This is a genomic window from Bradyrhizobium sp. 35 (assembly GCF_023073215.1).
Lineage (GTDB): Bacteria > Pseudomonadota > Alphaproteobacteria > Rhizobiales > Xanthobacteraceae > Bradyrhizobium > Bradyrhizobium canariense_D.
The window spans coordinates 1-13,783 of the sequence record NZ_JADPJC010000003.1; the positions used below are offsets into that span (position 1 = coordinate 1).

At 59.9% G+C, this 13,783-nt stretch carries 9 protein-coding genes and 3 pseudogenes; 7 read left to right on the forward strand and 5 right to left on the reverse strand.

The genetic code is table 11. The features are described from left to right. A partial coding sequence (locus IVB36_RS00025) for a hypothetical protein (protein ID WP_247390113.1) occupies positions 1-185 on the reverse strand: 185 nt, incomplete at its 3' end. Between the two features lie 151 nt (positions 186-336). After that, positions 337-1,749 carry an MATE family efflux transporter gene (locus IVB36_RS00030; RefSeq protein ID WP_018459547.1) on the reverse strand — a complete coding sequence of 471 codons (1,413 nt, stop codon included), beginning with the start codon at positions 1,747-1,749 and terminating at the stop codon, positions 337-339. A 941-nt stretch (positions 1,750-2,690) separates the two neighbouring features. Between IVB36_RS00030 and IVB36_RS00035 the strand changes: the two genes are divergently transcribed. Both IVB36_RS00035 and IVB36_RS00040 read left to right on the forward strand, forming a co-directional pair. Next, positions 2,691-3,083: a hypothetical protein gene (locus IVB36_RS00035; protein WP_247390116.1), complete on the forward strand. Its 393-nt coding sequence runs from the start codon at positions 2,691-2,693 to the stop codon at positions 3,081-3,083. A gap of 98 nt (positions 3,084-3,181) precedes the next feature. After that, positions 3,182-3,372, forward strand: a pseudogene (locus IVB36_RS00040) (cold shock domain-containing protein). A 478-nt stretch (positions 3,373-3,850) separates the two neighbouring features. Here IVB36_RS00040 and IVB36_RS00045 read toward each other — a convergent pair. Then, the gene (locus tag IVB36_RS00045; protein ID WP_018459545.1) at positions 3,851-4,516 is read right to left on the reverse strand and encodes an ABC transporter substrate-binding protein; all 666 of its coding nucleotides are present in this window, start codon (positions 4,514-4,516) and stop codon (positions 3,851-3,853) included. Positions 4,517-5,049: 533 nt separating this feature from the next. On the opposite strand from IVB36_RS00045, the gene IVB36_RS00050 reads away from it, so the two are divergent. Continuing rightward, on the forward strand, positions 5,050-6,249 hold the full coding sequence (locus IVB36_RS00050; protein WP_247390117.1) for a pyridoxal phosphate-dependent aminotransferase: 1,200 nt from the start codon (positions 5,050-5,052) through the stop codon (positions 6,247-6,249). 762 nt (positions 6,250-7,011) lie between these two features. On the opposite strand, the gene IVB36_RS00055 is transcribed toward IVB36_RS00050, so the two are convergent. Both IVB36_RS00055 and IVB36_RS00060 read right to left on the reverse strand, forming a co-directional pair. Further along, positions 7,012-7,701 carry a hypothetical protein gene (locus IVB36_RS00055; protein ID WP_247390118.1) on the reverse strand — a complete coding sequence of 230 codons (690 nt, stop codon included), beginning with the start codon at positions 7,699-7,701 and terminating at the stop codon, positions 7,012-7,014. Positions 7,702-8,276: 575 nt separating this feature from the next. Then, positions 8,277-9,251 carry a nitronate monooxygenase gene (locus IVB36_RS00060; RefSeq protein WP_026233827.1) on the reverse strand — a complete coding sequence of 325 codons (975 nt, stop codon included), beginning with the start codon at positions 9,249-9,251 and terminating at the stop codon, positions 8,277-8,279. Between the two features lie 1,083 nt (positions 9,252-10,334). Between IVB36_RS00060 and IVB36_RS00065 the strand changes: the two are divergent. The 4 genes and pseudogenes from IVB36_RS00065 to IVB36_RS00080 all read left to right on the forward strand — a co-directional run. Then, positions 10,335-10,574, forward strand: a pseudogene (locus tag IVB36_RS00065) (transposase); the annotation flags it as partial. Positions 10,575-11,205: 631 nt separating this feature from the next. Beyond that, the gene (locus tag IVB36_RS00070) at positions 11,206-11,607 is read left to right on the forward strand and encodes a transposase (RefSeq protein WP_247390119.1); all 402 of its coding nucleotides are present in this window, start codon (positions 11,206-11,208) and stop codon (positions 11,605-11,607) included. Beyond that, a complete protein-coding gene (gene tnpB / locus IVB36_RS00075; RefSeq protein WP_018459513.1) occupies positions 11,604-11,951 on the forward strand; it encodes an IS66 family insertion sequence element accessory protein TnpB in 348 nt (115 codons plus the stop codon). Before IVB36_RS00070 ends, tnpB begins: the two co-directional genes overlap by 4 nt. A gap of 45 nt (positions 11,952-11,996) precedes the next feature. Next, positions 11,997-13,646 (forward strand): annotated as a pseudogene (locus IVB36_RS00080) (IS66 family transposase). The last annotated feature ends 137 nt before the right edge of the window (positions 13,647-13,783 follow it).

The window sequence follows — 13,783 nt, forward strand, 5'->3', positions numbered from 1 at the left end:
GCCAGCATGCCGCCGTGCTCGGGCCGGTCAAGGCCAAGCCTTGCGGTGGCCGCAAACGCGGCCAGCCTTGACCGCCCCTGCGCGCGGCGGCTGCGAGATGGGTGGCCGGGACGGAAGAATGGCCCGCAGCGCAGCCGAACAAAAGAATGGACGTACGCGATTTCTGCAATCGTCATCTCGGTCATGAAAAAAATCGCTTGTCCATCTTATGTTATCCCTGCAGTCGCGCCGTGACGCGAAACCTTCAATTTTCAGTCCGGGCGTTCGCCCCGGTCACAACCGCACGGGCAAGCACCCGGGCATATCGTCGCCGCTGGCATCAGTGATGCGCGCGCATCAGAGAGGACGACTTGCTAAGTGGCGGAACCGCAGCACGAGGATCGCCGCATAGATTGTGAATCCAGTCGACAAGCCAATCCATATACCGACGGCCCCCAAACCGATCTTCAGACTGAGCCAATAGCTGAGGGAAAAGCCGATCGGCCACCAAGCAATAGTCGCAAACAGCAGCGGCACCCGCGTGTCCTTCAGCCCGCGCAGGCCGCCTGCCGTAATGCACTGGGCGGCGTCAGTGATAAAGAGGGTTGCGCCGACGATGAGGAGCTTTGCAGCGAGGCTGATCGTTGCCTCCGAATCGCGAGCCGTTCTGCCCAGAAACAGCTCCACGATCTCAAAACGCACGGTGATCAACGTAAGCGTTAGCGTTGTAGCTATGACCATACCGAGCAACATCGCCGCCAGATTCGCCCGCTTGACGCCTGCACGGTCGTCGCGGCCGGCGGCATGGCCAACGCGCATGGCAGCGGCCGTCCCAATGCCGAGATAAATCATAAACAGGGTCGAGGAAACCTGAACAACAATCTGGTGAGCGGCCAGTGCGCTGTTGCTGATCAAGCCTGCAACGAGCGACGTGGCTCCAAATAGTCCCGACTCGATCAATGAAGCGATGGAGATCGGGGTCCCAAATGCGATGAGCTGCCGCATTGCGAGCCAATCGAAACGCCAGAGATCCGCAAGCACATGGTACTCACGGAACGGCCGGCGCAGTGCAGCGAACCACAAGCCCACCAAAAACATGCCGCAGTTGACCAGCGTGGTCGCAAGACCTGCCCCGAACAGCTCCAACCGGGGCAGCCCAACCTTCCCATAGGCCAGAATATAGACCAACAACGCATTGAGGGGGATGGCAGATAGCGTAATCCAGAAGACTGGCTGTGGCCGATTGACCCCACCCATGAAATTGCGGATAGCCAAAAACGCCAGTGCCGGAGCCGTGCCGAGGGCTAATCCGAAGAGGTATTGCTGGGCGAGCTGCGCCACATCTGGGGTCTGGCCCAAGGCAAGCAGTATTTGCTCTGCTCGCAGCGCCACAGCAATGATCGGGAATGACAGGATCAGGGCCAGCCATAGGCCCATGCGCAGCGAGCGCTGTACCGCACCTAGATTATTTTCCCCAAACGCCCGCGCCGCCAAAGGCGCAATGGCACTTAGTAGTCCCACGCCGAATGTGACGCTAATGAGATAGAGCCGGCCTGCCAGCGCTGCCGCGGCGAGCGCCTCAGCGCTCATACGCCCGATGAAGGCAAGATCAGTCGTCATCATCGCAACCTGCGCAACCTGCGTCAGCACCATTGGCAACGCGAGCTTCGCGGTTTCGCCGAGCTCGATAGAGAAGCGACGGATAGCCGCCCGTCTCGTCCCTTCTGGTCGCGAGATTAATGCCGGCTTTGTCTTGGCTATCTTGTCCATATCATCAGGCCGCCGTTTGCGTCAGCGAACGAAATACCGTTTCTTTCACGGGAGTATTACGTTCTCACGTGAATTCGCGGTCAGCCTGCGATGCTGCTCGCGGGCAGCCTCGTGCGACCGCACGTTTAGACGCAAAAACGGACCACGGCTTGGCCGCTGGGCTTCGAAAAGCGCGGCGCCGATTTTCGCATGCGATAAGCGCCAAGGAGAGGTTGCAAATGCCGCGCCAGAACTCACCGCAAGTGCAATGGAAACGGCGCGCATCGGGATGGAGCCAGGTCGATCATAGAGGCGATTCATGCGCAGGCCACTGCGTTGATGCCAAAGATTGGAGGCCCGAAGTCGGACCCGATCCATGCCACGAACTGAAGACTTATCATCCCGCAAGCCATCCCTGCACTCCTGAGCAATCGATGGCATCTCGCTCTCCAAAGCCCATCTCACTCTTCAAAGCCCCTGCCAACTGCGACGGATTGAATAGATGCTCGCTCTTCTCCAAGCGGACTTGTCGGGAGATCGACAGCACGTCGCAAACAAGACAACCGGCATCGCCTGCTCACCGGGGAGAGGGCGGCGATGCGACCACATGACGAGCTTGATTTCATCCGTTAGGAGGACCTAGCGGGATTGACTCGTTTGCTCGACTGGATCACAGACATCGATATGCAATCACATTGATGAGCTGCGTGGCCTCGATCCCAGGCTTGGCACCTTGGAAAATGAAGTGCTCTCGACATTGGTGGCACAAGTTAGGAAGCCATAGACGTCGATCGTGACTTCCCCTTCCTGGGCCTTGCACGGGATTGTCCAGGAAAGGCTGCATATGAATGCGGTACTGTGCTGCCTCGTTAGCCTTATCCGGCAAGGTTTTCGTTTGAAAGCGCTGACGTGCGCTACCCGGCCGTGGCTAGTGCCGGTATCGTCGGGAGTTCCTTGAATCTTTGCGTGCGCATGTGAGCTTTCAGCTATCCATACTGAAGATACTTGCCGGCCAGCCGGGCGGCCGAGCCGCTCTTGAAGTCGTCAAACAGCACTTGGCCATCTTTTACACCAGCGGACCCGAGTGGGCAGCGCGCATGAAGCGCATCGCGAGCCGCGAGCCGAACCTCGATATCTTCGGACAAAAGCTCATCGATCGCGAGGTGGGATACTGGACCATCACTGAGGAGGGATGGAAGGTCCTTGAGGCCCTTGAGAAGCTCGATCGATGTGTGGCGCAAGGCCAGCCCGAGGCACAGGCCGATGAGCCAGGCGGCGATGAGCGACGGCCATTGCCGGCTGCGCCGCCAGGACCGATCGCCCGCAGAAACCGTCCTGGGGGTAAACGGTTGTAGACGCGTGATGGGCGCTCAACGTGAGGAGCCGCGCGGACGTCCCTATGGTCAGGCTGCTCTTCGACAAGATCGCGGAACTTCAGTTTGGAAATAATGCAATGGCATTGGGGACTGTGAAGTGGTTCAACGCGCCCAAGAGATACGGCTTCACCAGCCAGAAGTCGCGGGAGCTGGCGTCTTCGTTCACATCAGCGCGGTCGAGAAGGCCGGCTGCACCAATCTCGCGGAAGGCGTTCGGGTCAGCTACGAGCTGATGAAGACGAGCGCCGAAAATCTGAGCGTCGGCTGATCGGCTTCCCTGAGGAATCTGCCAAGCTTTGGGGTTTCTGAATTAGCTTCTGGCTTGCGAGAAGCATCGAATCAGCAAATCTCCCGGCCTGAGGCCGTTTCCTGTCCGACGCACGATCAGCGGCGCGCATCGCAGCGCCGTGCGAGGCGCTTATCGGGATCGCACTCTCAAGCAGACATTGCAGTGAGGGTGCGACAAATCTCTCGGCTGCTTCGACGCGCGAACACTGGATCCGCTGGTTCACTCCGTTGGACGCGCGAAGATCGATTTTACCATATAGGCTGATCGGTCGCTCCCGGTTGTTGTTGAAGCGCCGGTTCGGGCCGCCCCTACGATTCACCTAGCGCCAAGTCTGGTCTACGACAGTCGCGTCGGCGGGCGGCGTCTCTTCCTCGACAAAGCGTGCGTTTCGAAACATGATTCAACGTCTTCGTAGCCGAACCCGGCAACAGTCTTGCCGGCAGTAACCAGGATCGCGTCAGGTGTCAGCTAGAACGTCTCTTTCCCGAGTCCGCTCGCTGGCGAGCAGGCCGTTCACGCGCGCGGAACGCTCGGGAATGATGCGTGATTCGATGCCATCGAACGGCGGCCGACCGCCCCAATACGAATCGTGGGCAGCCAGCGAGACACGAATATCGAGCTTGTGGTCGAGGAGCTTGTAAGGACCGCTTCCCACAGGGGCTGTGGTCCACCGCTCCCACGAGCCCGCCGCCACGAAGGCGCGCTGACTGACGATCTCCGATCCCCAAACAGCCAGACGCTGCTCGAGGAGCGCGTCGCCGCCCTTGGCATGCACAATGACGGTAAAAGGATCAACGATTTCGACTTTCTCGAGCCGATCAAGCGACTGAAGCGCCTGGGACATACCGCTGCGTCCAGGACCCAGCAGGTGGTCAGGACCAAGACTAAAGGCGACATCTTCGGCCCTCAAAGACGTTCCGTCATGGAAAGCCACTCCCCTGCGCAAGAATAGCCGCAGTGACTGCGCATTGATCCGCTCCCAACGCTCGGCCAAGCCGGGCCGTAGCGCTATATCATGGGCATGGTCGAAGGTGATCAGCGTTTCGAAAAGCTGCGGCATGGTCCGGCGAATGGCAGTATCGGTCGCGATGACCGGGTCTAACGATCGCGGAAATCCGGACATGCCGACCGGCGACGCGTCAATGTCTTAGGCTCACCCTCCACAGCACCGGCGCCTGTGCTGGCCAACACGCTTGCGGCAACCACGCCTGCGATGGCTTGCCGTCACGTCAGTTCGATATGGGTCATCACCCCCTCCGGTTCCACTTCCATTCCTAGGGATGCCACGCCCGCGAATTCTTAGATCGGCACTGACATTGGCGGACCACCGAGTTTGGGCGCTTGTGTCATCAGGCATATTCGCGATTGTGTACGACCTTAAACACCTGAACTGCTGCGGCAGGATGACACTATCGAATAATTCGATGTCAGCTTGCGAAGATGCGATAGTTGGCACTCCTAACGCAGGCTGATGAAGAGGGAGAGCGAAGACGCAACGTACTGCGAACGGCCCAACAGCGCCGCACGAAGAAGCGATACGATTATTGTAATCTTCGATGATTTTATCCGATGCCGCGATCCCCCCGGTTAGTTTGGTCGTTCGCGTTCGGATAGACGCCACGAAACCGCTCATTCGAACTCGAAGGATATCGTGTCTTGTCTCTCGTTTCAGAACGGCTCAAACTCGTCCGTCCCTCTCAAACTAAGGTCATGACGGCTCGCGCCGCCGAGCTGCGCGATCAGGGCGCCGACGTGATTACGCTCAGCCAGGGTGAGCCGGATTTCGACACGCCGTCCGCTATCTGTAAGGCTGGCATCCGAGCCATCCGCGACGGGAATACGAGATACACGGCGGTCGCCGGAATCAAGCCACTGCGGGCAGCGATCGGCGAGAGCCTCCGTCGCGATCATGGCCTCGATTACGGTATTGACCAGATCACGGTGGGCTGCGGCGCCAAGCAGGTCGTGTTCAACGCACTATTCGCTAGCCTCGATCCGGGCGACGAGGTTGTGATCCCAACGCCATGCTGGGTCTCCTATCCCGACATGGTGGCGCTGGCCGGCGGCAAGCCGGTGGTCGTCGCCTGCAGCGAACTCGATGGCTTTAAGCTCCGCCCTCGGGCGCTGGAGAAGGCGATCACGCCGCGCACCAAATGGTTGATGTTGAATTCGCCATGCAATCCGACCGGCGCAGTCTACAGCCGAGGTGATTTGCTCGCGCTCGCTGCGGTGTTGCACGAGCGTACCCATGTGCATGTGCTATCCGACGACATCTATGAAAAGCTCACCTACGGCGCCGACTTCGCAACAATGGCCGCAGTCGCGCCGGATCTCTACGAGCGCACCTTAACAGTCAACGGCGTGTCCAAAGCTGACGCGATGACCGGTTGGCGCGTCGGGTATGGTGCCGGACCTCTGGCGCTAATCAAGGCCATGAACCTCATCCAGGGCCAAACTTCTTCGCACACCAGCTCGATTTCTCAACATGCCGCGCTCGAGGCGCTGTCAGGGAGGCGGGACCATATCAAAGAGTTCGTGCGCGCGTTTTTGGAGCGCCGCGACCTTGTCGTGGCCAAGCTGAACCAGGCCAAGGGGCTTGCTTGCCGTGTGCCGGACGGTGCCTTTTATGTTTTCCCGTCCTGCAAGGGGGTTATCGGCAAGCGCACGCCGGACGCCAAGCTGATCGAAACAGACAGTGACTTTGCGATGTATTTGCTCGACGCTTTCGCCGTGGCTGTCGTGCCCGGCAGCGGCTTCATGGCCTCGCCCTATATCCGGATTTCCTATGCTTCCTCGTTCGAGGACCTCAACCGGGCCTGCGACCGAATCATCGCCGCCTGCGCGACCCTGTCCTGAAAGCCAATCTGATGTCCCTGCCAAAAGCCTGCGCGCCCGCATGGCCGAGACTGGCCTGGTCCACATCATGGCCGCCCACAGCCCATTTTCGGCGATTCTCGCGGGAAGAAGCCGGATTTAGCGGACTGTGGGCGTTCGGCTTTGAGCTGTCTAAGCCTTATGAGCTGCTGCAGGACATGAACCTCATCTCAATGACACAGCATCTGGACATGCTGCAGGCGATCGCCGGACGCACGAGCTGCCGATCGTCGCGGACATTGATACGGGCTATGGCAAGGCGATTAACGTCATTCAACGGAATATGAGCGGCCCGGCGCCAGCGCCGTCGTGATCGAGGACAAGACTTTTCCAAAAGTAACGAGCCTTGTTGCCGACGGCCGTCAGCACCTATTGCGCGTTGAAGAGTTCCAGGGGAGATCGAGGCCGCCATCACGCCCAGATCGGACCAGTATCTCCTCGTCATCGCCCGCACGAAGCCTTTATTGCCAGCCTCGGCGAAGCGGAGCCCCTGCATCGGCGCAAGCTCTTCGGCGTAGTCAGCTGCCTGCAGGCGAGCGCCACGACAGATCGTCGAACTCGATCATCCCACGCTCCGACGGGCGTCTTTTGGGTGGCGCGGGCGGTCCTTAGGCCGTCGGTCCATCGGAAGGAATTCGGTTCCATCGACACACATTCGGTGAAGGACGACAGCCACCTTTCTGGCCAGCGCGACCTACGCACGCTTCCTTCCTTGCCGGTGCGCAACACGCACCGCCCAAGCCTTCATCGGAGACCATCGGGTTCATGGCGTTGCAGCTTCGAACAGGGCCGTGCGCCTTTCTCCATCTCCGACTTTGTGATCCTGTGATCCGTCCACCCGATCAATCTCGCCAGATTGGTATCGCCGGGCGTCAACCCGAGATAGGCGCCCCCGGATTGGGAATGCAGGAATCGCCTAGGGTCGTCCACAATGGAGCGGAAGGTCAACGCAGAAACCGGGCCGATCCCGGCATCGATCAAGAGCCGACATGCCAGATCGTGCGCACGGCCTTCAGAACCAGACGACGCAATCGGGGCGCACTCCCGCATCAGCGCTTCGCGTCCGGCGAGCAGCGGATTCATGAAGGCCTCCAGCATGGCGTCACCGCCGACCAACTCGCGAACTCGCGTCGCGAACAGATTCCGCGAGACGATACCGGCCTTGAGACCGAGCGGACGCAGAAGTCCTCGGATGACTTGCTCCGCGGCCGCGATGGAGCGGACGATATGCTTGCGAGCGGGCGCCAATGTCCGCGCCCTTTGGCTGCCGATGCTCTTGACGTGGACAGGTTTGAACGATTCCGTTCTCACCACCGCGATTCCACGGGCGTCGTTCCGATCGGTCTTCACCCATGGCCGAAAGTGCCGCCTTAACGGCGGGCTTCCAAACTGACGGCCGGCACTGCCAGTTCGATTAGATTTGCGGTCAGCCATTCTGAGGTCGATCCTGGCTCCAGGCCCACGCGCTCAACTCGACCAGCCCATGGTTCGAGGTACTGCACGACGGCGCGTCCGCCAACCTCGTTCCCTCCCGGATGACCTTTCCAGTCTCGTCCACCGCACATATCGCAACGGATCCAGAGAAACATCGAGGCCGAGGTAGATCATGACTTTTCCTCCTGGATGGAATCGGTCATTGATCGTCAGTCAACACATGCTGCGCGGCAAATAGGTCAGACGATCGGGACCGAACATCCCATCCCTTCCGAAAGCGGCTGCGCTGCATCCTCTGGTCCTCGTCGTGGGCCAGAACGAACTTCAAACGCGCGGGGCAGGTCATGACGTCTCATCGAGAAAGTCAGGAGGCCAGCGGCGGAAGGCATAGCTCGTTCCAAACACGGGAAATATCGTAACGGTGAAGCGCAGCTGTCGGCTCTGAACGGGAGGTAACGCTCTGGTCGATGAGTTTGACACAGTCTGAGCCTTCCTAAGTTGCATCTTGTTTGACTCCGGTACTCAGGGAACATCGCCTGCAAGATATAGACGCGCTCGAGCGCGCGTGGGGACACTTATCTGATCCGGTCAGCCACCGCCACTTCGTACTGCGCGGCGATCTCCTGTACCAATTCCGCCGCGCCCGCGATCGAGCGCACACCTGAAACGGAGTGGCCGGCACTCCAGATGTCGATCCAGCGCCGCGGTCCTTTGCCAAGATTGTTGCTGCCATACATTTGTGTCGCGCGCGAAACGGAGATCGACTCATCAAGGTCCGAGGGGTCCAGACCAGCGGCTACGATCGAAGGCCGGAGCATACTGACATTGAGTCCCGTAAAAGCCCTAGTTAGCACGACGTCATCAAGAGTGCTGTCCACTAACATTTGCGAATAGGCAGCGCTCGCCATGCTCTCACGCGTGGCAATGAAGCGAGTACCGACATAGGCGAGATCACACCCGAGCAAACGTGCTGCCGCGAGCGAAGTGCCATCGGTGACACCGCCCGCAAGTGTGATAGGACCATCGAAGGCGGCACGAACTGCCCGAACAAACGCAAACGGATTGGCCCAGCCAGTATGGCCTCCAGCTCCCGCCGTTAGCAGAACCAAACCGTCGGCGCCAGCCTCGATTGCGTTTTCGGCGTGCCTAAGCGACGCAACGGCGGCGAACACGAAACAACCGATTTGGTGCAGCGGTTCGATCGCGGGGGTCGGCGATCCCATGCTGGTTATCACAATTTCTACCTTATGACGCGCGAGACAGGCAAGATCATCCCTCATCCGTGGCTGCTGGATGATGAGGTTCGGACAGTGCGGCGCCACCGGCCGATCTAGCTTAGCGAAATCTTGCTCAATGCAACTTAGCCAGTAATCGAGCTCCTCAACTGATCGGGCGTTGCCTGTGGGAAAAGCACCGATCGCTCCAGCCCGGCATACAGTAGTCACAAGATCTATCCCCGAAACGGAGAACATGGGAGCGACCACTAACGGTACGCCCAACCGGGATGCGATAGGCGCCGGCAGCCGACTTCTCTGGGAAAGTGCATTCATTAGCTAGCTGTTCCTCCAAACTGGGCTTGGCGTATCAGTAAACGCGGTCATGTCTACCCGCCTGTCTTCTGAGATCAGGCTCATTGGCGATCGGCATTGAAGCGTCGGTAAGCACGCGTTTTTCGACAGCAACCAGATGACGGCGCCGCCTGAGCGTCCTCAAGTCTTCCTATGGCGGTGTGGTGGGCGATCCCTGGAGGCCGAAACTGCGCCTCAAATCGTCGTAAGCAGAGCTGAGAGCACTACATTGCTGCAGGGCTATCGAATCGATGGGGCCATTAGCGACAAGTCGCGTTCGATGTTGTCTAAGGATCGTTCAATGTTTCTCCCGAATGCGGTGACGTGTAATCAATTCTACGCTTCCACAGATAATCAATGGCATTATCCTGTGTTCTAGATCAACTACTAACATTTGGGAGCTGATCCGAGCGGAGCGAACAAGGCGCAACTCCTGCTCGCGAGTTCTCACGGCCCTGTCCGGTTTTGGCGATCATCGGCACGCTGCTAGATATGCAGGCCGAGTACCATCATCCGCAGCTTGGCTCACATGCTCTTCAGCGAATCACATTCGTTGCGAGCTAACAACGCCAAAACCGATTCGAGTAGTTCCGTACTGTTACTGTCTGTTTCTACCAGACTAAGTAGGGGAATTGCATACAGCTCTAAGGTAAGTGAAAGACTTGTTCTGCGACGTTTCTGGCTGAATATAAACAACCACCGCAATCCAAGAGAACCGTGCTCGCTGGCCGCGCAATCGCTTGATAGGAGGAGGTCACCATGAGTAGGCCGACCAGGAAGCGACGTAAATTGCAGGTTCTTGAACGAGCGCAGGTCGATGACGCTAGCGGTGGATGGTCGAAGAGTCATTGATTTCTCTCCGGTAGTGGAACGTATAATTGCGGTCACAACAATCATCATATGAGAGCTGCCATGATTCATTGTCTAGCAGCCGGCGCCTAGACCACCGGATTGATATCGCTACTCCGCAACGTCCAACTTTATGTAGACCTTCAGCTCTGTTGAACTTGCCCCTCGGGCTTAATCCAGTTTGAAGTTCGCTCCGGCCCAACACAAGACCAGAGCATGAAGCGCAAGCGGTTTACGGAAGAACAGATCATCGGGATCTTGAATGAGCACGAGGCCGGGATTCCGGTCGCCGATCTCTGCCGCAAGCATGGTGTAAGCGACGCCAGCATCTACAAATGGAAGGCCAGGTTCGGCGGGATGGACGTCTCCGAGGCCAAGCGGCTGAGAACGCTGGAAGACGAGAACACGAAGCTGAAGCGGCTTCTGGCAGACGCCATGTTGGACAATGCGGCGATGATCGCTGCGGGCCAGCTCTCGGCCCAAAGCGCAGATTGCCGAGCTGCGAGCCTACGTGCGTCCAGCGCGAGCGTTTGCTGGAGTACGCGGCCTCACACATCCAGCCAGCTCGGATCGAGAACCCCGTCCGAGTTCGCCATGACCTGGCCGCGGGAACGGGTGGACGCTTTGGTGGACTTGTTAGATGACGAGGGGACGTTTGCTCCTGTGAACAGTCCGGACACGCCAGCATAGCGCCGGCGTCGAGAAGGCTGGGCTGCGCTATTCGTCAGATTCCTGAACGGGATCGCCGGATGGCGCCACCGCTCTCCAGTGCGCGAGAACCCATGGACCAGGGTTTAACGGGGTCACGGGCCACCAAAAAGTCTCGGCCGCTCCCTCCGGTCGGCAAGCTAGCGCCGATCCGTTTCTATCCCACAGGGGGAGCGCAGCGCCGCGCCTAGTTTTTTGAAAGCGCGCTCGCCAAGCCGGGATTGCTAAAGCAAAGCGATGATCGACCGTGAGGACGAGCTGTCGATCACCAGGCAGGCGGAGGCTTGAACAGTATTCCTCCGTTGAGGGCCGTTGAGGGCCGCCTTGTTTGACGGACGCGAATGCGGCAGGTCCTAGGGGTAATCCTAGGGGAAGCGCTATGACGAATTCGAAGGCGGAGGTGATCACATCGGCCGAGCGGAGGCGCCGGTGGTCGCAGGATGAGAAGGAACAGCATGTTGCAGCATCGCTCGAGCCCGGAGCCAGTGTTTCCGAGGTGGCTCGCCTGGCTGGCCTTCATGTAAGCCAGCTGTTCAGGTGGCGCAAAGAGCTTTGCAAGCACGGTGAAGCGAGTATAGCGCCGTTCGTGCCGGTCGAGATTGGGCCGTCTGTGCCGCCGCGGGAGGTGGCCGAAGCGCCACTGACGACGACGGCGGCGCGTCGACGGAAGAGCCTGGGCATTATCAAGATAGATCTTGGTAGCGGGCACCGCATCCGGGTCGATGGCGACGTTGATGGAGACGCACTACGTCGCGTTCTCGATGCTTTGGTACGCCGATGATCCCGGTTCCGACGGGCGCACGAGTGTGGCTTGCGACAGGCTACACGGACATGCGCCGAGGCTTTCCGTCGCTGGCACTCCAGGTCCAGGAGGTGCTGTGCAAGGACCCGCTCAGCGGTCATCTGTTTGTCTTCCACGGTCGCCGAAGCGATCTTGTGAAGGTGATCTGGCACGATGGCCAGGGAGCATGCCTGTTCACCAAAAGACCGGAGAGAGGGCGGTTCATCTGGCCTTCGGTTGCGGGCGATGCAGTGACGATCTCGCCGGCGCAGATGAGCTACCTGTTATCCGGAATCGATTGGCGCAACCCGCAAGAAACCCAGCGTCCGACGCGGATCGGATAGCCGTTTTGGGTTTGAATCTGCTGCTTCATCTGATTCAATGGATTCATGATATCGAAGCCGGACGACCTTCCATCGGATCTTGTCAGTGCCGTGGCAGCGCTGCAGGCCGAGCGTGAGGCCCGGCTGCGAGCCGAGGCGATGGCTGCCAGCGCGCAAGCGGAGCTGTCGGACAACGCGGCGCTGATCGCGCATCTCGAGTTGCGGATCGAGAAGCTCAAACGCGAACTGTACGGGCAGCGCTCCGAGCGCACGGCGCGGCTGATCGAGCAGTTGGAATTGGAGCTCGAAGAACTCGTCACCACGGCGAGGGAGGATGAGCTTGCCGCGCAGGCCGCAGCGGCGAAGACGCAGAACGTCCGCCCCTTCATGCGCAAGCGGCCGGTGCGCAAGCCATGGCCGGACGACATCGAACACGAGCGCGTCGTTATCGAGGCTCCGACGACCTGTGCCTGCTGCGGTGGATCGCGGCTGGCGAAGATCGGCGCGGATGTGACCAAGACGCTGGAGGAGATCCCGCGTCGCTTCAAGGTCGTCGAGACGGTGCGGGAAAAGTTCACCTGCCGCGATTGCGAGAAGATCAGCCAGCCGCCCGCGCCGTTCCATGCCACACCGCGCGGCTTCATCGGCCCACAATTGCTGGCGACGATCCTGTTCGACAAGTTTGGCATGCACATCCCGCTCAATCGCCAGAGTGCGCGCTTTAAGGCCGAGGGGATCGACCTGCCGTTGTCAACACTGGCCGACCAGGTCGGCCACGGGACCTTCGCCGTCATGCCGCTCTTCCACTTGATCGAACGCCATGTGCTTGCTGCCGAGCACCTGCATGGCGACGACACCACCATCCGCATCCTGGCGAAGGGCAAGTGCAAGACCGGTCGGATCTGGACATATGTGCGGAATGACCGGCCCGTCGCCGGACCTGCGCCGCCGGCGGCGGTCTATTACGCCTCGATCGACCGTCGAGGCGAGCATCCACAGAAGCATCTGGCCGCCTTCGCCGGTATCCTGCAAGCCGATCGCTACAACGGCTTCGAGCCGCTGTTCGATCCGCAGAAGAAGGTGCTGCCGATTACGCCGGCGTTTTGCTTCGCCCATGCGCGGCGGGGCTTCTTCGAGCTGGCCGACATCGAGAAGAACGCCAGGGAAGGCAGGGGCAAACCGGTCTCTCCGATCGCGTTGGAGGCGCTCAGACGCCTCGATGCGTTGTTCGAGATCGAGCGCGCCATCAACGGCCGCGGCGCCGACGAGCGGCGCGCCGTACGCCAGGAGAGAAGCAAGCCGCTGCTCGACGACATGCACACCTGGCTGCTGCGCGAGCGAGAAACCCTCTCACGCTCCTCCGAGGTCCTGAAGCCCATGAATTACATGCTCAGGCGCTGGGGCGACTTTGCCCGCTTCCTCGACGATGGCAGGATCTGCCTCAGCAACAACGCCGCCGAAAGAGCGTTGCGCGGCATCGCCTTGGGAAGGCGCAATTGGACCTTCGCCGGCAGCCTGCGCGGCGCCGAACGCGCCGCCATCATGCTGACGATGATCACGACCTGTCGCCTCAACGACGTCGATCCCAAGGCCTAGCTGGCCGATATCGTCGCCCGTATCGCCGATCTTCCCGCATCGCGTCTGCACGAACTGCTGCCCTGGGAATGGAAGCTCCCGCGCCAAGCCGACGAACTCAACGATCAGCAAGCTGCCTAACCTTCACGCAGCGCCATCATAGCCGACCCGGCCCCCGCGCGCATGTGTCAATCGGGCGGCCTTCGTCGCATGCGTACCTTGAACATCAACCGTGGCAGCGTGTACTACCTGCCGCGGCCGGTGGTGCGGGAGGCCGA